This is a genomic window from Micromonospora sp. NPDC003197, from assembly GCF_053590565.1.
On the sequence record NZ_JBSFTE010000005.1, the window covers coordinates 209,477 to 229,926 of the forward strand.

A 20,450-nucleotide genomic window follows, 5' to 3' on the forward strand; every position below is an offset into this window, starting at 1 on the left:
CCGCCCAGAATGCGGTCGCTCAGTTTCCGGCGGCCTGGACCGGTGTCGACCGTTCCCGGCGTCACGTGTCCCCAAAAGACGACGAACGACAGCACGCATGCGCTACCACCTCTCTGCGGATGCGAGGCCAAGATCAGAAATATGCCTCACATAGCGCATCTCAGGATTGTGGAATGTTCCACGAGCGAGACCGTGCCAGCTTTACATCGCGCTGTGGGGTTGCGCAAGCACCGAGCGTGATCGACTTCGCGTATCCCTGAAACGCAGGAAGGCGGCACCCGATCGGGCACCGCCTTCTGTCGCCGAGAGCTTGCGCTAAGGCACGAGCCCGCCTGTCTGGACCTCCCTGATGAAGGCGGCGAACGCCGACCGGGGGAAGTCGAGGTGAGGACCGCCAGCGCCGGCCTTACTGTCACGAATACCCACACCAGCCGGCTGCACGTTCACCTCCACGCAGTTGTCATTGGCGTTGGACCGCTTGGACTTCCGCCAGTCTGAGGGCAGGTAGTTGTTCATGGTGTTGATTCTCCTCGCTGGGCGATCCTGTCTGCTTCACGCCGAAGCAGTGCCGCGCTTTCCGGGCCGGAGAGGGCGGCCTCCCAAATGCGGTCGTAGAGGTCCGCGTACGGCGCGACATCGCCGGTCTCGGTATAGACCAAATCCACACTCTCAGTGTCGACAGCGACCGCATCCGGATCACCACCGTGGAAGCGGTAGAGGCTGAACGGGCTGCGCGGCAACCAGAAGTCGCGCAATTCAGCTCGCTGCGGCAGGACCCGCACGGTCATCCCGTCCGAACTCTCCGCCAGCGTCGCCAGGTGCAACAATTGCTCACGCATCACTGCGGGCGGCACGGCTGGACGACACACCGCCACCTCTTCAATCACTGCCTCATAGCGCGGTCCACCCGGCCGGGCCAGCATTCGTTGCCGCATCATTTTGGCGTCGACGGACCGCTCCAAGTTCGTGTTCGGCAACCGAGCCTGTTTGGATGCGACCGCCCGAGCCCGGGTGTACTCCGGGGTCTGCAACAGACCTGGGACCACGAAGAGCTGATACTCCCGCACGCTGACCGCGCCGTGCTCCAGGTTTGCGTAGATGGCCTGACGTTCGCCCATGTCCGCGCCGTACGACTCCCACCAACCACGTTCGCCAGCATCCTTGGCCATCTGCACCAGCTCGTGCCAGCGTTCGCCGTCGATGCCGAACTCGCTGAGGATCGCGTTGACGTCCGACACCGAGGGCACTCGATCCGCAGTCTCGAAGCGGGACAGCTTCGGCCGCGACATCCCGATCCTGCGGGCCAACTCCTCTGCGGTGAGCCCAGCACCCTCGCGCAGTTCGCGCAGCTCTCGGGCCAACCTACGACGACGAACGAGCGGACTGATCGACAAGAGCGGTCTCCTTACCTTTCCACCCTCGCTCCAACATCGGCAATGTTCCAGACGCATGCACAGGTTACCGACACGGACTGCTACCAGGAACAGCCGGATAAGTCATGTTCAGACCAGCACCCACTTACCCCCGCCCCCAACTCAGGGTTTGTGAACACTTGCTGTAGCCCCGACAGCAACACCTATTCACAAACCATCGACACTGACGCTGCGGCCCGGATATCGACGAACTCACTCCGCCCCGACCAGGCGATCATGACCCTATGGACGTTAAAACCGACGGGTTAGGTCCATAGCGTCATGATCACCAAGACCGAGGGGGCAAGGCGCACTGCCCCAATCCCGCAAACCGGACACAGTCCCGACTTTGCCAAGCCCCGCCGCCCCCCTGAAAGTGCGTAGCATCGAACGAGCCACAAGACGCACCGCGCAACAATCGAAGGGCATGGTCAGCAAAATCATCGCGGAAGTGCACCATGGCTAACCTGTCCGGCGCACACTGGCGCAAGAGCACCCGCAGCGGCAGCAACAACGGCGCGTGCGTCGAGGTCGCCGACAACCTCACCAGCATCGTCGCCGTACGCGACAGCAAAGACCAGACCGGCCCGGCCCTCACCTTCACCCCCACCGCCTGGGCCACCTTCGTCACCGCCACCAAGACGATCCGTCACGCCCACTGACTCCGCCCCCGCCACCCGACCGCCCCTGGCCACCTGCGCCGGGGGGGCGGTCGCCATACTCGCCCAGCGCCAACCACGCCAAATGGCGCTGGCAGACCTCCCCAAGGGCCCACGGCCAGAGGGGCTCACCCAAGGGCTCTCCGTCGGTTCAGTCGAGTTTCCTGGCGCATAAAACTACCCCGGTGCGCCATAAATTTTCCTGACAAGCCGAGTTTCTGGGAACAAGAAACTCGGCCACGTGGGAAACTTTTTACCATGTTGATGGGGTCAGAGGCCGAGGTTCTCACACAGGCGAGGTTGGCGTTGCGCGAGCTACTGCCTCCGCACTTCGAGCTAAGCGACGCGGTTCTGGACGGGCAGGGGCCGTTCGAGGCTCCCGAAGCACTGTGGCAGCTCCGAGAGCAGAACAGTGGCTACGGGCTGATCCTGGTCGAGGCGAGAAGTTCGATCACACCTCGGAACATCACCAAGATGCGCGAGAGCCTGTCTGGACCTGTACGCCGGTTGATGCGCGGCGCATCGGTCTTGGTGGTTGCGCCCTGGCTGAGTCCCCGGACGCGAGCCCTCCTAGAGGAGTCCGATTGGTCCTATCTTGATTTGACCGGCAACATCCGTTTTCGGATTGATCGTCCAGCTGTCTACATCAGATTGCAGGGAGCTGATCGGGATCCCAACCCGTCCCCCAAACCGCCGGCTCGGTTGCACGGGGCCAAGGCGCGTCGGTTGGTTCGGTTGCTTGTCGACTTCGCTCCGCCATATCGGTTGACGGACCTCGCCAACGTGAGCGGCCTGACCGCAGGCTACGTCTCCAAGCTGCTGGAATCTCTTGATGACCAAGCAATGATCGAGCGAAGCCGGCGTGGAATGGTCATGGATGTCGACTGGCCGGCGCTGCTCCTGGCTGCAGCTGAGCGTTACAACCTGTTCCTCAACAACGCCACCGGGTTGTTCATCTCGCCGATGGGTGCGGAGACCCTGTATCGAAAAATCACGGGAAACAGGCTGGATATGGTGGTCACGGGTTCGTTCGCCGCAGCGGAGATCGCTCCGGTCGTTGCGCCAACACAGCTGGTCCTCTATGTCCGTGACCCAGACGAGGCGCGTCGGTTAGCTCATCTACTTCCAGCGCAGCGCGGGGCAGATGTTGTGTTGTTACGTGCAGAGGACGACCCCTACCAAGTCGAGCGCACCCGAGATGTCCAGGGCATGCGACATGTCGCATTGAGTCAGTTGGTGCTGGATTGCTTGGGGGGCAACGGCCGACTGCCGGCTGAGGGCGAGGCTGTGCTGGACTGGATGCGCGGGCACGAGCGTGAGTGGCGTTTACCAGGTTTACCGGTGTCCGATGTATAAAATCCGTGCGCATGACTGGCCCCGCGACCGCTCCGCTGTACGTAGCAGCACGACGAGTACTACTTGATGCCCTCGATGCTCTGGCGGACCATCGCAAGGCAATCATCTTGGCAGGGGCTCAGGCAATCTACGTCCGCACGGGTGGTGCCGAGTTGGATGCGAGCGTCGCCCCGTTCACCACCGATGCAGACCTGGCACTGGACCCTCGGGTCCTTGGGGCTGAGCCAGAAATCATTGGCGCCATGCGGGCTGCTGGGTTCTACCTAACCGATGAGCCCGGAATCTGGTCCACTTCGACAGTAGTCGAGGGCAGGACCGTGGAGGTTCCGGTCGACCTGCTTGTACCCGAGGCACTAGCCGGTCAGGGGCGCCGCTCGGCGCACCTTCCTGATCACGGCAGGAACGCTGCACGCAGGACACCCGGGTTGGAAGCAGCGGTAGCAGACCAGAGTGACGTGTTGATCTCCAGTTTGGAGCCGGAGGTTGACGACCGTGCGGTGATGGTCCCGGTGGCTGGAGCAGCGGCGCTGTTCGTGGCCAAGGCGCACAAGCTACGGCAGCGGTTCGACGATGCCGCCCGTGGCCGCAGGGACCGGCTCAAGGCAAAGGACGCGAGCGACGTCATTCGCCTGATGCAGGCTGAACCGGCCGATCAGGTCGGCCGGCGGCTGCGGGAGATCGCCGCTGATGAGATGGCCGGTGTCAGTGTGCGGGAGGGTGTGGAGCACCTGAACGAACTGTTCAGCCGGCCACGTTCCCCTGGCGTTGCCTTGGCCGTTGACGCGCTCAGGGGCGCGCTTCCCAGTGATTTCGTGCAGGCACTGGCCACGGCGTACACCGCTGAATTGTTGCGGGCCTACGCAGCCGAGTAGGGCTGGTCACCCCCTTGGGGAGCAGTTCTCCGGATGGCGACTCCCCCGTCCAGTTGCTCTTTAGAGGGTGCAGCAGCGCCTGGCTTAGCGATGGGGTCTGCTCTCGACGCGTGGCATCGGCCGCTGGGGTTCCGGGTAACGTGAACTGATCAGGGCTGATAGGCGGTCTTGTCTCGAAGCATGGCATGGAGAACGTCGCCCGGGCCGAGCACCCGCGCCCCGCTCCGGTGGTCACCGCGCCGCTGGCGAGACAGCGCCAGTTCGGCCGGCATGACGTGGCTACAGATGTTCGTCGTGACGCCGATATGGCGTAGCGCGCTCACGTTCCGCCCGTTCCCGAGACTCCCTCTCCGGCGCTAACCCGCGATGTCGATCTCCCTCGCGGGAGGGAGGAGTCGGCTGCAGGATTCGTGTTGGGTGGCGCCATGACTTCCACGGCTCTCGCCAGCGATCGTCCCCTAGCCCCTGCACGGCCCGGCACCGGTGTCGTCGTCATCGCTCGTCTGATGGCCCTTTGTTGCATCGGGTTCGCAGTCGTCAACGTCGTCTTCGAAATGACCGACCGCTTCGACGACGGCCCCTATACCGAGTACGCTTCCGCGATCGCCGTAATGAACTGGCTTGTCGCCGGGCTGAAGATGGTGGGAGCGGCGGTGGCACTGTTGTCGGTCGCCAAACGCCCGAGGGTTCTTTCTCCAGCACTTCTGGGCGTGTTGTTGTGGGGAGCGTTTACTTTGCTGGGCGTGTACGCCGTCGGCAGCGTGGCGCAAGCCGTCGGCATGGTCTCGGGCCTGGCGGGTACCGCCAACCAGATCGACATCGCCGGAATCGGTTACGTGCTCTTCTTCCTGGTGCTTGCAATTGGTTACGGCGTCCTGACGATCTCCTACTCGCGGCGCTTCGGGCTTCGGAAAGGCGTCGCCGTCCTCGGTGTGCTCGGGGCACCCGTGGTGCTGGGCGTGATCCTGCTGGCCATCCCAACTCTGCTGGCCGCCATCGGCCTCATGCCTACGCCCTGACTCCCCGTCGCCAACCAGGGGCGGGGTGGCCGCGAACACGAAACCCCACTTAGGGACGTCTGATTCACGTACTTTGTGGGTTATAAGGGTTTAGTTGTCTGGCCAGGTTGGGAAGCTCGACATTCGAGCCCAAGGTTTGTGAACGCGCCGCCCCCCACGCCCCTGGTCAGCCAGCCGTGTCGGCCACCGTGCGGGTTTGAAGGGCGATCTCGCGTTCCTCGTCGGTGCCGATCACGCAGACGGTCACCTCCGAGTCTGGCGGCGAGATGACCCGGTCGCCGGTGCCGGCGTTGCGCTGCGGGTCCACGGCGATGCCGAGGCGGTCCAGCCCGGCCAGGGCTGCGGCGCGTATCGGCGCGGCGTGCTCGCCGACACCGGCGGTGAAGGTGATCGCGTCCACCCGACCGAGCAGGGCGTAGTACGCCCCGACGTAGCCGGTGATCCGCCGGCAGTAGACGTCGAAGGCGAGGGTCGCCGCCGCGTCGCCGCCGGCCCGGCGGGCGAGCACCTCGCGCATGTCGTTGACGCCAGCCAGGCCGAGCAGCCCGCTGCGGTGGTTGAGCAGGTCGTCGATCTCGTCGACCGAGAGTCCGCCCTCGCGGCGCAGGTGGAAGATGACGGTCGGGTCCAGGTCGCCGCTGCGGGTGCCCATCACCAGGCCCTCCAGCGGGGACATCCCCATCGAGGTGGCGACGCTCCGGCCACCGGCCACCGCGCAGGCGCTCGCCCCGTTGCCGAGGTGCAGGGTGATCGTGTTCACCTCCGCGCACGGGCGGCCGAGCAGTTCGGCGGTACGCCTCGACACGTACGCGTGTGAGGTGCCGTGGAATCCGTACCGCCGGATGCCGTAACGCTCGGCGGTGTCCCGGTCGATCGCGTAGGTCGCGGCGGTCTCGGGCAGCGTGGTGTGGAACGCGGTGTCGAAGACGGCGACGTGCGGTACGTCCGGCAGTGCCGCCCGGGCGACCTCGATGCCGGTCAGGTTGGCCGGGTTGTGCAGCGGCGCAAGCGGGATCAGGTCGCGGATGGCGGTCAGCACCTTGTCGTCGATCAGCACCGGCTCGCCGAACCGCATCCCGCCGTGCACCACCCGATGCCCGACGGCGGTCAGTCCGTGCAGGTCGAGCCCGTCGAGGATGCCCCGGACGGCCGTCTCGTGGTCGACCGGTCCGCCGCCGGCCTCCCCGATCCGCTCCACAGTGCCCTTGTCGACTACCCGCTCGCCGTCGAAGAGCCGGAACTTCACCGACGACGACCCGCAGTTGAGGACGAGGACCCGGCCGGCGGGTGCATCCTGCGGGGCGGCGGCACCGACGGGCGGCGCGATCATGACGACTCCTCGACAGCGGCCTGGATGGCGGTGATCGCCACGGTGTTGACGATGTCCGGCACGGTGGCACCCCGGGACAGGTCGTTCACCGGCCGGCGTAGGCCCTGCATGACCGGGCCGACGGCCACTGCCCCGGCGGAACGCTGCACCGCCTTGTACGTGTTGTTGCCGGTGTTCAGGTCCGGGAAGATGAAGACCGTGGCCCGGCCGGCGACCTCGCTGCCGGGCAGCTTCGTGGCCGCCACCGCCGGGTCGATGGCCGCGTCGTACTGGATGGGCCCCTCGACGAGCAGGTCGGGCCGGCGCTCCCGGACCAGCTTGGTGGCCGCCGCGACCTTCTCCACATCAACGCCCGCGCCCGAGCTGCCGGTGGAGTAGGAAAGCATGGCGACCCTCGGTTCGATGCCGAACCGGGCGGCGGTGTCCGCCGACGAGATGGCGATGTCGGCGAGCTGCGCGGCGTCCGGGTCGGGGTTGACGGCGCAGTCGCCGTAGACCAGCACCCGGTCGGCGAGCAGCATGAAGAAGACGCTGGAGGAGACCGAGACGCCCGGCACGGTCCGGATGACCTCGAAGGCGGGGCGAATGGTGGCGGCGGTGGTGTGGGTGGCACCGGAGACCATTCCGTCGGCGCGGCCCGTCTGCACCATCAGCGTGCCGAAATAGTTGGGCTGCGCGACGATGTCGTAGGCCAGCTCGGCGGTGACGCCCCGGTGCGCGCGCAGCTCGGCGTACACGGCGGCGAACTCGTCGCGCCACTCGCTGGCGGCGGGGTCGACGACCTGCGCGCCGCCGATGTCGATGCCCAGTTCACGGGTACGCCGGGTGATGTCGTCGGGGCGGCCGAGCAGGGTGATGTCGGCGACGCCCCGGCGCAGCAGGATCTCCGTCGCCCGCAGGATCCGTTCCTCCGCCCCCTCGGGCAGCACCAGGTGCCGACGCCGGGTCCGGGCGCGGTCGATCAGGTCGTACTCGAACATCATCGGGGTGACCCGCTCGGAGCGGCTGACCCGCAGCCGGCGGGCCAGGTCGTCGGTGTCGACGCAGCGTTCGAACGCGCCGAGCGCGGCCTCCACCTTGCGCGGGTTGGCCGCACTGAGCCGCCCCTCGATGCGGCTGGAGGCGGCGACCGTGTCGTAGCTGTCGCTGGCTACCGAGATCACGGCGAGCCCGGGCTTCAGCGCCTCGACCAGCCGCATCGCCCGTGGGTCCGGCTGCTCGCCGAGGGTGAGCACCATTCCGGCCACCGAGACCTGCCCGGCCACGTGCGCCGCGCTCGTGCCGACCAGGAGGTCGTCCCGGTCGCCCGGCATGATCACCAGCGCGCCCTCGGTGAGGTGGTCCAGCAACGTCGGCAACTGTGCCGCCCCGACCACGTAGTCGAGCACGTCGCGGCTGAGGGCGTCGTCGTCACCGGCGAGCAGGGTGCCGCCGAGGGCCGCCGCCACCTCGGCCACCGTCGGCGCCGACACGGTCGGCACCTCCGGGATGGCGTACGTGGGCACGGGCAGCTCGGGCAGCGTCATCGGGCCGGACACCCGGTTGGCGATCACCGCCAGCACCGTCGCCCCGAGGTCCGCCAAATCGTGGTACGCCCCACGCGCCGCCGCCGCGATCGCGGCCGGATCCTGCCCGAAGCCGTCGATGACGGGCACCACCACGCTGCCGAACTCGGTGGCCAGCCGGGCGTTGAAGGCCAGCTCACGGGGGCCGGCCGCGTCGCCGCCGTCGGCGAAGTCGCTGCCCACCACGACCACTGCGGGGCAGCGCCGTTCGACCTCCCGATACCGCTCGACGATGCTGCCGATGAGTTCCTCGCGCCGCCCGTCGGCGACCAGCGCGGTCGCCTCCGCGTAGCTGGTGCCGCTCAGGTCAGTCAGCGGCAGGTCGATCCGGTAGCGCTCGCTGAGCAGGGCGAGTATCGGGTCGGGGCCGGTTCCGCTGACCAGCGGCCGGAACGCGCCGATCCGCTCGACCTGTCGGGACAGTAACTCCGCGAGCCCGAGGGCGATGGTCGATTTTCCACCGCCGGATCCCACGCTGGTCAGGTACACACTGCGCGCCACGCACCCACCGTAGAAGATCTTCGGGGAGTCCGCCCAGGTCGGACGGCCTTACTTCCGGGGCGGTCGGCCCGTGTCACCGGGGTTGACCACGCCAAACCGGCGCTGGCGGCCCGAGCGGGCAATCTTCCTGCTCTGCTGAAGGACCGGGCGGGCCGCCCCTCTGGGGCAGCCCGCCCGGGTGGTACGGAAGGTCAGCCGGTCTGGCCAACCCTGTCGACGACGGTGAGGGCCAACTCAGCGGACGTTTTTGCGAAGCCGAGGAAGGCATAGGTCTTGGCGTCGAAGACCATGACCATTTCCTTCCCGCCGTCCGCCGTCTTGGTGGGCCAGGCAATGCCGATACCGGACCGGCCCATGCTGTCCGTGGCGTCCTTGACCACTCGCAGACCCGGCACCGTCGCCGCGGCTTCGTACAGCGCCGCGCGCGACTGCGGACGTAGATAGTCTGCGGCGAGGCTGGCCACGTCCTTGGCGATGGAGTTCGCCTCGCCCTCGCCACTCGCGTTCTTGAGCAGGTACGCCTTCATGGCGGCGGCGTCGGTGGGCAGGTCGGGGTGGTACGCGGGGTCCGGGGTGCAGGGCTCGGTCCGCCCCACGATCACCTGACCCCCCTTCACCACGGCGGCCCGCCCGTTCCGGCAACCCGGAATGACCGACTGTTCGCTGCCGCCGCCGGACGTCTTCTTCACCAGACCGTCCCGAGTCCCGTCCACCGACAGCCAACTCTCGTAGATCTCCGGGCCGTCCTGGCTCCGCCGATAGACGAACTGGTGGGGCTGGGGGGTGATGTCGGGCAACTGGCGCGCTGTGGTCGCCGCGCTCATCAGCACCCATGCGGGATCGGCTTGGGCCACCGGGGCATCCGGGGTGCTACCGCCGTCGGGCGCACCGGGGGCGAGCACGACCACCCCGGCAACCGCCGCCGCGACGCCTGCGGCCGCCAACCCGCCGAACATGAACCGCCAGTTCCAGCGGTTCGCACGCCCGACAGTCCCGGGTGCCGGGGACGCGGCGGTCGCTGCGGCCAACAGCTGGCTACGGGCCGAGGCCAACTGTGCGGGGGTTGCCGGCGGGGTCTCCTGGCCGACTTCCCGGAGCAGTCGCAGATCATCCATTGCTCAGGGTCTCCTCGATTGCGTTGGTGGGATCGCTGCTCAAGGTCTCGCGGAGCAGCTTGCGGGCGCGGTTGAGTCGTGAGCGCACGGTGCCGACCGGGATCGCCAATGCCGCCGCTACCTGGTCGTAGGTCAGTTCCTCCCAGGCGATCAGCAACAGCACGTCACGATCGCCGTCGGAAAGCTTGGCCAGGGCGTCGAACAACGTCTGGCGCAGCGACTGCGCGGTGACCACGGTGGCGACCCGGTCGGCGTGCGAGGCTTCGCTCGCCGTCGGGACGTACGCCTGCCGCAGCCGGTATTCGCGTTCCTCCTCGCGCCGGCGCTGGCTGACGAGGTTGGTGGCGATTCCGTAAAGCCACGGCCGGGCATCCGAATAGGTGGTGTCGAATCGCTTCCGACGACGGAACGCCGCTAAGAACGTCTCGGCGACCAGATCGTCTGCGATCCCGGAGCCGAGTCGTCTCGCCAGATAGCGATGAATGTACGGTGCGTGCCGGTCAAAGATCACTGCAAATCTCTCGGGATCCCGAACGGACCGCTCGATGATGGCCGCGTCCGTCAGTGTGCCGACGTCGGCAGCCTCGACTTGTCTGGAACGATTCATGCACGACCTTTCGCGGAGCCAGGAATCATCACCCTGTTATCCGCAGGCCCCAGCAAAACGGTTCACGCACGGGCACTGGCGCCCGGTGAAAGTCGAGTGCCGAGCGGAGGCGCAAGCCGCCCGGCCCGAACGAAGATGCCAAGATACGACACGTCATATCTACGCGGCTGGGAGAGTTTGCGCGCTTTTGGTCAAATGGGTCGAGACAGCAGCCCGCATCGAAATTCTCCATAGGGGAGGCACTGTGCAGGGATTACCAGGGAAGGTGACCCGAGCCGCTGGGGCCGCTGTGCTCGCGGTGGCCATGCTCACCACCGCAGCAACGCCGGCCGCCGCCACCGCAACGTCAGCCGCCACCGACCCCGCCACGAGTACCCCGGTTCCGGCTCAGGGGCAGCACGGCGGGTTGCCCGGCAGCGAGCTACAAGCCGCCCTCAACCGGGTCACCGACGCCGGCATGGTGGGGGCGTTCGCCGAGGTACGCGACGACCGAGCCAGCTGGCGGGGCGCGAGCGGCACCGCCGACCTCGACACCGGCAGGCCGATGCGCCCCGAACTCCAGCATCGGATCGGCAGCATCACCAAGACGTTCGTGGCGACCGTCGTACTCCAGCTTGTCGGGGAGGGACGGGTCGCGCTCGACGCGCCGGTCGGGACGTACCTGCCCGAGTTCGCGGTCGACGGGGTGACCGTGCGGATGCTGCTCAACCACACCAGCGGCATCGGCACCTACGACCGGGTCCTCTTCGCCACCCCCGAGGACGTGGTACGGCACGCCAACGCCACGTTCGATCCCCGCGAGTTGGCCCGGATCGGGCTCGACATGCCGCCGACCAACACCCCTGGCGCAAGCTTCGCCTACTCGAACACCAACTACATCCTGGCCGGGTTGATCCTGGAGGAGGTCACCGGACGCTCCGCCCAGTTCGAGATCTACCGTCGGATCATCCAGCCGCTGGGCCTGTGGCAGACGTACTTCCCCGGCACCCACACCCGGATCATCGGTCCGCACGCCAAGGGCTACGTTCCCTGGTACGAAGGTGAGCTGCGGGACTTCAGCGTCTACAACATGTCCTGGGGGAGTACGGCCGGCGCGCTGATCTCGACCCCGGCCAACGTGAACCACTTCTTCCGGGCGTTGCTGGGCGGCCGACTGCTGCGTCCGGCGGAGTTGGCGCAGATGCGCGCCATCCCGGCGAGCGGCGGCTACGGCCTGGGCCTGGTGGGGTTGTCCCTGCCCTGCGGCACGGTGTGGGGTCACGACGGGATGGTGTTCGGCCACAGCATGCTCTCGCTGCACTCGTCGGACGGCCGCCGGCAGGTCACGTTCGCGGCGAACCTGACCCACTACTGGATTCCCGGCGAGCCTGATCCGATCAGTGCCGCGATGTTCGACTTCGCCGTCACGGCGTTGTGTGGCCCGAACGGTGGCACGGGTGACAGCCCGAGCCTTCGGGGCACGACGGCTGGTCCGCTGCCGATGACCCCGGCTCCCGGCGCTCCGGTGCTGGCCTCGATATCGCAGTCAGGCCAGCCCCACAAGCAGGGCTGAGCAGCCAAAGAAAGCACAGCTGAGCTGCCAGAAGAGGCAGCGGGCGGTAATCCGGGGGTCGGCGTCGCCGACCCCCGTTTGCCGCGTCATGGACTTTGTGTTTTAAAGTTCTTTACGTGAGCCACAGCGATGACGACACCCCGCTCGCCGACCCGGCCGAGGCACTACGTCTGATCACCGAGCAGCAGGCCGAGGTGTCCCGACGACTCAACCCCGACCCGCGCCTGTTCCACTGGCCGTGGGGCGTGGCGTGGCTGGTCGGCTTCGGGCTGTTCTTCCTCCGCTTCGGCCCCGATGGTCGGGTCTTCGTCGACCTGCCCGAGTGGCTGCCGCTGACCGTCCTCTTCGTACTGTTGGCCGCCGCCGGCATCATCACCGGCGGAGCCGGGGCAAAGGCGTACGGGCAGGTCGTCGGGGCCTCCTCCCAACGTGGCACGTGGTACGGCCTGGCCTGGTTCTTCGGCAACGTCAGCCTCTTCGCCGTCAACAGCAAGATCAGCCCCCTGCTCCCCGACGACCTACAAGGGCTGCTCTGGGCGGCCAGCGCGGTCGGCCTCGTCGGCGTACTGCTCATGGCCGGTGGCGCGATCTGGCTCGACCGCAACCTGTTCTGGCTCGGTGTCTGGATCATCGTGCTCAACGTCGCCGGGTTGATCGCCGGGCCGGGCTGGCACGCCCTGATCATCGCGCTCGGCGGCGGGGGCAGCCTGCTGCTCGCCGGCACGGTCGCCGCAATTCGGCGGAAGTCATGAGCGCACCCCCACCCGAACTCGACCCGGTCATCCACGCCCAGGCCCGGCTCCGGGTCGTCGCCACCCTGGCGACCCTCGCCGAAGACGACCAGATCACCTTCCCCCGGCTCCAGGACATCCTCCAGATGACCGCCGGCAACCTCTCCGTACACCTGCGCAAGCTCGAAGACGCCGGCTACGTCGACATCACCAAGACCCACCACGGTCGTACGCCGGCGACCCTCGTCGCCCTCAGCCGGCGCGGTCGGCTGGCCTTCGAGGAATACACCGCAGCGGTACGCGCCCTGCTCGCCCTTCCCGACGCCAAGGAGCAAGATGATCCTCGCCCGCGCTGACCAGGTCACCCGCCGGTTCGGCGACGTCCTGGCCCTGGACCACGTCGATCTCGACGTCAGCAGCGGCGAACTCGTGGGGCTGCTCGGCCCCAACGGAGCCGGCAAGAGCACCCTGATGAGCCTGCTCGTCGGCATCCGCCGGGCCACCTCCGGCCGAGTCGAACTCTTCGGCGGCGATCCCCGGGACCCGGCCCGCCGCCAGCGGATCGGGGTCACCCCGCAGGAGACCGGCCTGCCGCCGACCCTGCGGGTCGGTGAGGTGGTCGACTTCGTCTCCGCCCACTACCCCGCCCCGGTGCCCCGGGCCGAACTCCTCGACCGGTTCGGCCTCGCCGATCTCGCCAAACGGCAGACCGGTGGCATGTCCGGCGGGCAGAAGCGGCGGCTCGCCGTCGCCCTCGCCTTCGTCGGCCGTCCCCAGCTGGTCTTCCTCGACGAACCGACCACCGGCCTGGACGTGGAGGCCCGGCACACCCTCTGGGACGGCATCCGCAGCTTCCACGCCGAGGGCGGAACGGTACTGCTCACTAGCCACTACCTGGAGGAGATCGAGGCGCTCGCCCAACGGGTCGTGGTGATCGGGCAGGGCCGGGTGCTGGCCGACGACACCGTCGACGCGATCCGGGGCGTCGTCGGGGCTCGCCGGGTCAGCCTGGACACCACCGTCGAACTGCCCCGACTGGCCGGTGTGGTCAGCATCGAGCGCACCGACGGTCGTACCCACCTGCTGACCACCGACGCCGACCAGCTGGTTCGCGAACTGGTCACCGCCGGCGTCGACTTCGCCAACCTGGAGATCCGGCCCACCTCCCTGGAGGAGGCGTTCCTGACCATCACCGCGCGCACCGACCAGCCAATCGCCGCCTGACCGGGAGACCCGACGTGCACCTCACCCTCGTCCACACCAGATACCAACTCCTGGAGACCATCCGCATCCCCATCGCGGTGATCGGCAGCGCCTTCTTCCCCGCCGTCTCCATGCTGTTCTTCGTGGTGCCGTTCGCCGGGGACGACCCGGTCGCCGCCACCTACGCCACCGCGTCGATGGTGACCTTCGCGGTCATGACCAGCAACCTCTTCCAGTACGGCATCGGCGTGTCCGAGGACCGCGCCCAGCCCTGGGATCCGTACACCCGGACCCTGCCGGCGGGGGCGTTCCCACGCTTCGCCGGCCGCATCCTCGCCGGCCTGTTGATGCTGATCCTGCCGATCATCCCGGTGGTGATCATCGCGGCGGTGGGGACCGAAGCGACGATCACCTGGGGCGGCCTCCTGGCCGGGCTGGGCTCGGTGGTGCTCATCTCGATCCCGTTCACCCTGATGGGGCTCGCCATCGGCTACGCCCTGCCCAGCAAGGCGGCGCTCGCCGTCGCCCAGGTGCTCTTCTTCCCGCTGGCCTTCGGCGGTGGGCTACTCTCCGCCCCCGGCAACGCACCCGGCTTCATCGAGATCATCGCGCCCTACCTGCCCACCCGAGGTGCGGTGGAGCTGATGTGGACCGCCGTCGGCGACTTCAGCCCCAACCCGGTCTCGCTGATCGCCCTGGTCGGCTGGATCGTCGTACTGGCCGCGCTGGCGGTTTGGGCGTACCGCCGCGACGAGGGCCGCCGCTTCAGCTGACGTACGCATCAACCAGTTGGCTACGGGGAGCACCCACCGCGTTCCACATCAGTCCTAACTGTGCAGTCGATTCGGCGCGCCCTGCCCGACGGCACGCTTCAGTCATGGCAATCATCGAGGTAGAAAGCCTCGTCAAGCGCTACGGCGACCACACGGTGGTGGACGGGGTCAGTTTCGCTGTCGAGCCGGGCGAGATCTTCGGCATCCTCGGCCCCAACGGGGCCGGCAAGACCACGACCGTCGAGTGCATCGAGGGACTACGCACCCCGGACGGCGGGAACATTCGGGTCTGCGACATCGACCCGCAACGCGACACCGGTGAGCTGCGGCAGCTACTCGGCGCGCAACTCCAGGCCAGCAATCTGCCGGAAAAACTCAAGGTCGGCGAGGCGATGGAGCTGTACAGCTCCTTCTATCGGAAGCCGGCCGACTGGCGCGAGCTGATCGAGACCCTGAACCTCACCGACAAGCTCGACACCCAGTTCCGGAGGTTGTCCGGCGGACAGAAGCAGCGGCTGTCGATCGCGCTCGCGCTGGTCGGCAACCCGAGGGTGGCGGTGCTCGACGAGCTCACCACCGGCCTCGACCCGCAGGCGCGGCGGGACACGTGGGACCTCATCGAGGGCGTCCGCGACCGGGGCGTGACGATCCTGCTGGTCACGCACTTCATGGAGGAGGCGGAGCGGCTCTGCGACCGGCTAGCTTTGATCAACTCCGGCCGTCTCGTCGCCCTCGACACCCCGGCCGGGCTGGTCTCGCGGGTCGACAACCAGCAGCGCATCCGGTTCCGGCCTTCCGTACCGCTGAACCCGGCGGTACTGACCGCGCTGCCCGAGGTCACCTCGGTCGAGCAGGCCGGCAGCCAACTCGTGGTGACCGGTACGGAAAACCTGCTGCTCGCCGTGACCACCGTGCTCGCCCGTAACCAGATCACCGCCGCCGACCTGCGGGTCGAACAGACCTCGCTGGAAGACGCGTTCGTCGCGCTCACCGGCCGCCGCATCGACGCCTGAGGAGACCCGCATGTCCACTCTGTCCCGGCTCACCGTCACCGAGACCAAACTGTTCTTCCGGGAGCCGATCCTCGTCTTCTTCACGCTCGCGTTCCCGCCGATCCTGCTGGCCATTTTCGGTGCGATTCCCTCGTTCCGCGAACCCGACGAGACCGGGGTACGGGTGATCAGCCTGTACGTGCCGATCATCGTCGCGATGGGCGTCGCCATGTTCGCGCTCAACAGCCTGTCCCAGTTGTCCGCCACCTACCGCGAAAAGGGCATGCTGCGCCGGATGCGGACCACCCCGGTCAAGCCTGCGGTGCTGCTCGGCGCACAACTGCTGATGTCCACGATCATGTCCCTGGTGACGATGGCGGTGCTGCTGGCCATCGGTTGGCTGGCGTTCGACGTGAGCCTCCCCCGGCAGATCCCGGCCTACCTGGTCAGCTATGTGCTGACCGCGCTGGCGATGTTCGCGATCGGGCTGCTCGTCGCCTCGCTCGCACCGACCGGCAAGAGCGCTGGTGCGATCGGCACCCTGCTGTTCTTTCCGATCGTCTTCTTCGCCGGCCTCTGGCTGCCTCGCGACGCGATGCCCGACGTCCTGCGCACGATCAGCGACTTCACTCCACTCGGTGCGGGCGTGCAATCATTGCAGGACGCCACCGCTGGCCAAGGGCCACAGCTGCTGCACGTGGCCGTCATGCTGGGGTGGACGATCGTGGCCGGCGGGCTGGCCGCGCGATACTTCCGCTGGGAGTAGGTCGTGAGCATCGAGGCCGAGCTGCGCGAGAAGTTCGACCGCTATGAGCGCCGGGAGTTCGCGGTCATCAAGGTTCTCCCGTACGTCCTCATGGTGGCCAGCACCGTCGTCACGCTGCTGCAACCCATCTGGGACGGGCAAACCCACCTCCCGGTGGTGCTCGGCCTCACGCTCGTGACCACGATCTGGGTCGCCTGGTTCCACGCCCACTCGCAGTGGCACCAGAACATCCCGCTGATGGGCCTGTCCTACGTGGGGCTGATGGTGCTGGGGGCCACGCTGGTGGCGCTCGCGCCCGCGTACGGCATCTTCACCTTCATCGGCTACGTCCACGCGTTCCTGTTTCTGCACCATCACTGGCGGTACGTCGGCGTTGCCGCCACTTCGCTGATCATGGGCATGTCGTACACGGGTGGTGTGGCGGACATCAGGGCCGACGGCTGGACTAACTGGGCGACCATCTCCCTGGTCACCATGGTGCTGGCCGCATCGTTCTTCCACTTCGCAGACCTGGGCTACCAACGCAACCACCAACAGAGACAGGCACTCGTCGAGCTGCACGAAGCCAACGTCAAGCTGGAGGCGGCGCTGGAGGAGAACGCCGGACTACACGCCCAACTGCTCGTTCAAGCGCGCGAGGCCGGGGTGCTGGACGAGCGGCAGCGGATGGCGCGGGAGATCCACGACACCCTGGCCCAGGGCCTCGCCGGCATCCTCACCCAACTCCAAGCCGCCGAGCAGACAGCCAACCAGCCTGCCGCATGGACGGCCGCAGGGGCGACCAGCAGGTTGGCCGTGCAGACGACCGACCGGACGACTGGCAGGCCGGCAGCGCAGCCGGCGAGTTGGCAGCGGCACGTCACGAACGCGATGAACCTGGCCCGCGACAGTCTCGCCGAGGCCCGCCGGACCGTGCACGCGGTGCAGCCGGAGGTGCTTGCCGAGGCCCGACTCCCGGAGGCGATCAGCGACGTGACCCGACGCTGGTCGGAGGTACACCACATCGACGCGGCGCTGACCACCACCGGCGACCCTCGACCCATGCACGCCGACGTTGAGGTGACGTTGCTACGGGCGGCGCAGGAGGCACTCGCCAACGTGGCCAAGCACGCGCAGGCCAACCGGGTGGGCCTGACCCTGTCGTACATGGAGGATTTGGTGACCCTCGACGTACGGGACGACGGGGTCGGCTTCGAGCCGACCGCCAAGCGCAGCAACGACTCCCCAAACGGCGGGTTCGGGCTCGCCGGAATGCGGCAACGAGTGCAGCGCCTCGCCGGCCGGCTGGAGATCGAATCGGAGCCGGGTGGCGGGACGGCGATCTCGGCGACCGTACCGGCGATACCGCGCGGAGGCACCCAGTGATCTCACTCCTGATCGTCGACGACCACCCGGTGGTACGGGACGGGTTACGTGGCATGTTCAGTGCGGACCCGCGCTTCGACGTACTCGGCGAGGCCGGTGACGGCGCGGAGGCCATCGCCGTCGGGGAACAGCTCCAACCCGACGTGATCCTGATGGACCTGCGGATGCCGAGGACCGACGGCGTCACCGCCATCAAGGAACTGGCAAAACGCGGGGTGCCGGCCCGCGTGCTGGTGCTCACCACGTACGACACCGACAGCGACGTGCTCCCCGCCATCGAGGCCGGGGCCACCGGTTACCTGCTGAAGGACGCGCCGAGGGAAGAACTGTTCCGGGCGGTGGAGGCCGCCGCCCAGGGACAGGCGGTGCTCTCCCCCGCTGTGGCGACCCGGCTCATGCGGCAGATGCGTCAGCCCGCTGCCGAGCCGCTGTCACAACGTGAACTGGAGGTCCTGGAACTGATCGCCCGAGGCATGACCAACCGCGAGGCGGCGCGGCAGCTCTTCATCAGCGAAGCGACGGTCAAGACGCACCTGCTGCACGCGTACGCGAAGCTCGGCGTCAACGATCGGGCAGCCGCCGTAGCCGCTGCCTTCTCCCGTGGTTACCTGACGCTCCAGAACTGACGGGCGCTCGCTGCGATCGGCAGCCAACTCGGAATCAGCTCGGCATCAGCCCCGGACCGGCACCACCAGCGGACCGTGGGCACCGTCGACCACCCGTACCCGGGCTCGGTAGTGGGTGGCGAGCAACTCCTCGGTGAGCACCTCGCGCGGCGGACCGGCCGCCACCACCTTGCCCCCGGCCAGCAGCACCATCCGATCGGCGTACTCCCCGGCGATCGACAACTCGTGCATCGTGGCCAGCACCGTCAGCCCGTGGTCCCGGCGCAACTGGTCGACCAGCTCCAGCACCTCCTGCTGGTTACCGATGTCCAACGCGCTGGTCGGCTCGTCCAACAGCAGCAGAGTCGCCCCCTGGGCCAGTGCTCGGGCCAGGAACACCCGCTGCCGCTCACCGCCCGACAGTGTCGCAAGTGGGCGACCAGCGAACCGGGTCAAATCCAACCGATCCAGTACGTCGTGCACCGCCGCCAGGTCAGCCGCCGACTCCCGCCCCAGCGGCGGAATGTACGGCGTCCGCCCGAGCAGCACGTAGTCGAAGACCGCCATCCCGGGTGGGACGACCGGGGACTGGGCGACCGTGGCGACCACCCGGGCCCGCTGACGGCGGTGCAGCTTCGCGCTCGGCGTACCGAAGAGGGAGACCGCGCCGGAGGCGGGCAGCAAGCCGCCGACGGCGCGCAACAGGGTCGACTTGCCGGCACCGTTCGGGCCGATGATGGTCACCCACTCGCCGACCGCGACGGTCAGGTCGACGCCGTCCAGGATGCGCGCCCCGTCCAGGGTGACCCGCAGGTCGACGGCCTCCACCGCTGGTCCTGCCGTCATGTCGACGCCTGCCTCGCTCATGTCGGCACCTGCCTCGCTCATGACGCCGCCTGCCTCGCTCATGTCGACGCCTGCCTCGTGGTACGCAGCACGAGCACGAAGAACGGCGCGCCGAAGAAGGCGGTGACCACGCCGATCGGGATCTCCGCCGGGGCGGCGGCGGTCCGGGCCACCACATCGGTGAGGGCCAGGAACGCCCCACCGAAGAGCATCGACAGCGGCAGGATGACGCGGTAGCTCGACCCGGCGAGCAGCCGTACGGCGTGCGGCACGATGATCCCGACGAAACCGATCAGCCCGGAGACCGACACGGCGGCGGCGGTGCCGAGCGAGGCGGCGGCGATCAGCAGATAGCGGGACCGCTGCGGGTGCAGGCCGAGGCTGGTCGCCTCCTCGTCACCCACCGACAGGGTGTCGAGTTCCCGGCGATGCAGCAGCACCACGATCGCGGTGATCACCGCGTACGGCAGCAGCACCAGCACGTCGCGCCAACCGGCGGTGGCCAGCCGGCCGAGCAGCCACGAGTAGACCTGCTGGATGCTGTCGGCGTTGCGCTGCAACAGGTAGGTCTGCCCGGCGGAGAGGAAGGCGGAGACCGCCACCCCGGCGAGGATCAGCGTGCTCGGGGAGCGGTCCCGGCCGCCCGCCGCACCCAGCCCGTACGTCATCAGCACCGCCCCCATCGCGCCGACGAACGCGGCCAGCGGGGCGGTGATCGGCAGCCCACCGATCTCGCCACCGCCCGCCCCGAGGGCGATCACGGCGGTGACCGCCAGCCCGGCACCGGCCGCCACCCCGAGCAGGTGCGGATCGGCCAGCGGGTTACGAAAAACTCCCTGGTAGCAGCCGCCGGCCAGGGCGAGCATCCCGCCGACGAGCAGCCCGAGCACCACCCGGGGCAGCCGCAGCTCGGTGACGATCGCAATCTCGCGCTCGGTCAGGCCACTGTCGAACTGCACCCCGGGCAGCAGGTTGAGCAGTTCGATAGCAACGCTGCCCGGCGGCAGGCTGACCGGCCCGAGCGCCACCCCGACAACCAGGGCGACGAAGACGGCAACAATCCCGCCAACCAGCCACCCCGGCCGCAATCCCGCCGCCCGCACCCCCCGGCTTGGGTGTAAGGAAGGGCCCCTTCTTACCGTTTTTTGTATAGGAAGGGCCCCTTCCAAACCACGAACTCG

The 20,450-nt window shown here is 68.0% G+C and carries 22 protein-coding genes; 13 read left to right on the forward strand and 9 right to left on the reverse strand.

The features are described from left to right. Positions 1-315: 315 nt before the first annotated feature. The gene (locus tag ACWDV4_RS07925) at positions 316-516 is read right to left on the reverse strand and encodes a DUF397 domain-containing protein (protein ID WP_449975732.1); all 201 of its coding nucleotides are present in this window, start codon (positions 514-516) and stop codon (positions 316-318) included. Beyond that, positions 513-1,394: a helix-turn-helix domain-containing protein gene (locus tag ACWDV4_RS07930; protein WP_449975733.1), complete on the reverse strand. Its 882-nt coding sequence runs from the start codon at positions 1,392-1,394 to the stop codon at positions 513-515. The genes ACWDV4_RS07925 and ACWDV4_RS07930 overlap by 4 nt, the downstream gene beginning before the upstream one ends. Positions 1,395-1,870: 476 nt before the next feature. Here ACWDV4_RS07930 and ACWDV4_RS07935 point away from each other — a divergent pair, with 476 nt between their 5' ends. The 3 genes from ACWDV4_RS07935 to ACWDV4_RS07945 all read left to right on the forward strand — a co-directional run bounded on the left by ACWDV4_RS07935 (position 1,871) and on the right by ACWDV4_RS07945 (position 4,299). Then, entirely contained in the window at positions 1,871-2,074 is a 204-nt protein-coding gene (locus ACWDV4_RS07935) for a DUF397 domain-containing protein (RefSeq protein WP_449975735.1), read from the forward strand. A gap of 303 nt (positions 2,075-2,377) precedes the next feature. Continuing rightward, positions 2,378-3,427 (forward strand): hypothetical protein, encoded by a 1,050-nt coding sequence (locus ACWDV4_RS07940; RefSeq protein ID WP_449975737.1) that lies wholly within the window; start codon positions 2,378-2,380, stop codon positions 3,425-3,427. Beyond that, a complete protein-coding gene (locus ACWDV4_RS07945; protein ID WP_449975739.1) occupies positions 3,391-4,299 on the forward strand; it encodes a hypothetical protein in 909 nt (302 codons plus the stop codon). Before ACWDV4_RS07940 ends, ACWDV4_RS07945 begins: the two co-directional genes overlap by 37 nt. A gap of 149 nt (positions 4,300-4,448) precedes the next feature. Here ACWDV4_RS07945 and ACWDV4_RS07950 read toward each other — a convergent pair whose 3' ends face one another. Beyond that, complete coding sequence (locus ACWDV4_RS07950) at positions 4,449-4,622, reverse strand: hypothetical protein (RefSeq protein WP_449975741.1); 174 nt, start codon at positions 4,620-4,622, stop codon at positions 4,449-4,451. Positions 4,623-4,724: 102 nt separating this feature from the next. On the opposite strand from ACWDV4_RS07950, the gene ACWDV4_RS07955 reads away from it, so the two are divergent. Further along, a complete protein-coding gene (locus ACWDV4_RS07955; RefSeq protein WP_449975743.1) occupies positions 4,725-5,318 on the forward strand; it encodes a hypothetical protein in 594 nt (197 codons plus the stop codon). A gap of 166 nt (positions 5,319-5,484) precedes the next feature. On the opposite strand, the gene ACWDV4_RS07960 is transcribed toward ACWDV4_RS07955, so the two are convergent. From ACWDV4_RS07960 to ACWDV4_RS07975, 4 genes are all read right to left on the reverse strand, one after another. Next, positions 5,485-6,648: an acetate/propionate family kinase gene (locus tag ACWDV4_RS07960; RefSeq protein WP_449975744.1), complete on the reverse strand. Its 1,164-nt coding sequence runs from the start codon at positions 6,646-6,648 to the stop codon at positions 5,485-5,487. Then, positions 6,645-8,714, reverse strand: coding sequence for a phosphate acetyltransferase (gene pta, locus ACWDV4_RS07965; RefSeq protein WP_449975746.1), 2,070 nt, complete (start codon positions 8,712-8,714; stop codon positions 6,645-6,647). Before pta ends, ACWDV4_RS07960 begins: the two co-directional genes overlap by 4 nt. A 191-nt stretch (positions 8,715-8,905) precedes the next feature. Further along, positions 8,906-9,829 (reverse strand): CU044_5270 family protein, encoded by a 924-nt coding sequence (locus tag ACWDV4_RS07970; RefSeq protein ID WP_449975748.1) that lies wholly within the window; start codon positions 9,827-9,829, stop codon positions 8,906-8,908. After that, a complete protein-coding gene (locus ACWDV4_RS07975; RefSeq protein ID WP_449975749.1) occupies positions 9,822-10,436 on the reverse strand; it encodes an RNA polymerase sigma factor in 615 nt (204 codons plus the stop codon). The genes ACWDV4_RS07970 and ACWDV4_RS07975 overlap by 8 nt, the downstream gene beginning before the upstream one ends. Before the next feature lie 244 nt (positions 10,437-10,680). On the opposite strand from ACWDV4_RS07975, the gene ACWDV4_RS07980 reads away from it, so the two are divergent. The 9 genes from ACWDV4_RS07980 (at position 10,681) to ACWDV4_RS08020 (ending at position 18,444) form a co-directional block, all read left to right on the forward strand. Then, a complete protein-coding gene (locus tag ACWDV4_RS07980) occupies positions 10,681-11,988 on the forward strand; it encodes a serine hydrolase domain-containing protein (protein ID WP_449975751.1) in 1,308 nt (435 codons plus the stop codon). A gap of 116 nt (positions 11,989-12,104) precedes the next feature. After that, positions 12,105-12,740 (forward strand): transporter, encoded by a 636-nt coding sequence (locus ACWDV4_RS07985; RefSeq protein WP_449975753.1) that lies wholly within the window; start codon positions 12,105-12,107, stop codon positions 12,738-12,740. Continuing rightward, entirely contained in the window at positions 12,737-13,075 is a 339-nt protein-coding gene (locus ACWDV4_RS07990) for a transcriptional regulator (RefSeq protein WP_449975755.1), read from the forward strand. The genes ACWDV4_RS07985 and ACWDV4_RS07990 overlap by 4 nt, the downstream gene beginning before the upstream one ends. After that, positions 13,056-13,943, forward strand: coding sequence for an ABC transporter ATP-binding protein (locus ACWDV4_RS07995; RefSeq protein WP_449975756.1), 888 nt, complete (start codon positions 13,056-13,058; stop codon positions 13,941-13,943). The genes ACWDV4_RS07990 and ACWDV4_RS07995 overlap by 20 nt, the downstream gene beginning before the upstream one ends. Positions 13,944-13,957: 14 nt before the next feature. Beyond that, complete coding sequence (locus ACWDV4_RS08000) at positions 13,958-14,695, forward strand: ABC transporter permease (RefSeq protein ID WP_449975757.1); 738 nt, start codon at positions 13,958-13,960, stop codon at positions 14,693-14,695. A gap of 104 nt (positions 14,696-14,799) precedes the next feature. Next, positions 14,800-15,708, forward strand: a complete 909-nt coding sequence (locus ACWDV4_RS08005) for an ABC transporter ATP-binding protein (protein ID WP_449975758.1) — start codon at positions 14,800-14,802, stop codon at positions 15,706-15,708. Between the two features lie 10 nt (positions 15,709-15,718). Next, the gene (locus ACWDV4_RS08010) at positions 15,719-16,453 is read left to right on the forward strand and encodes an ABC transporter permease (protein WP_449975759.1); all 735 of its coding nucleotides are present in this window, start codon (positions 15,719-15,721) and stop codon (positions 16,451-16,453) included. 3 nt (positions 16,454-16,456) lie between these two features. Then, on the forward strand, positions 16,457-17,818 hold the full coding sequence (locus tag ACWDV4_RS08015) for a sensor histidine kinase (protein ID WP_449975760.1): 1,362 nt from the start codon (positions 16,457-16,459) through the stop codon (positions 17,816-17,818). Further along, positions 17,815-18,444: a response regulator gene (locus tag ACWDV4_RS08020; protein ID WP_449975761.1), complete on the forward strand. Its 630-nt coding sequence runs from the start codon at positions 17,815-17,817 to the stop codon at positions 18,442-18,444. The genes ACWDV4_RS08015 and ACWDV4_RS08020 overlap by 4 nt, the downstream gene beginning before the upstream one ends. Before the next feature lie 45 nt (positions 18,445-18,489). On the opposite strand, the gene ACWDV4_RS08025 is transcribed toward ACWDV4_RS08020, so the two are convergent. Continuing rightward, on the reverse strand, positions 18,490-19,269 hold the full coding sequence (locus ACWDV4_RS08025) for an ABC transporter ATP-binding protein (RefSeq protein ID WP_449975919.1): 780 nt from the start codon (positions 19,267-19,269) through the stop codon (positions 18,490-18,492). Positions 19,270-19,328: 59 nt separating this feature from the next. After that, the gene (locus ACWDV4_RS08030) at positions 19,329-20,420 is read right to left on the reverse strand and encodes a FecCD family ABC transporter permease (RefSeq protein WP_449975920.1); all 1,092 of its coding nucleotides are present in this window, start codon (positions 20,418-20,420) and stop codon (positions 19,329-19,331) included. Positions 20,421-20,450: the final 30 nt, after the last annotated feature.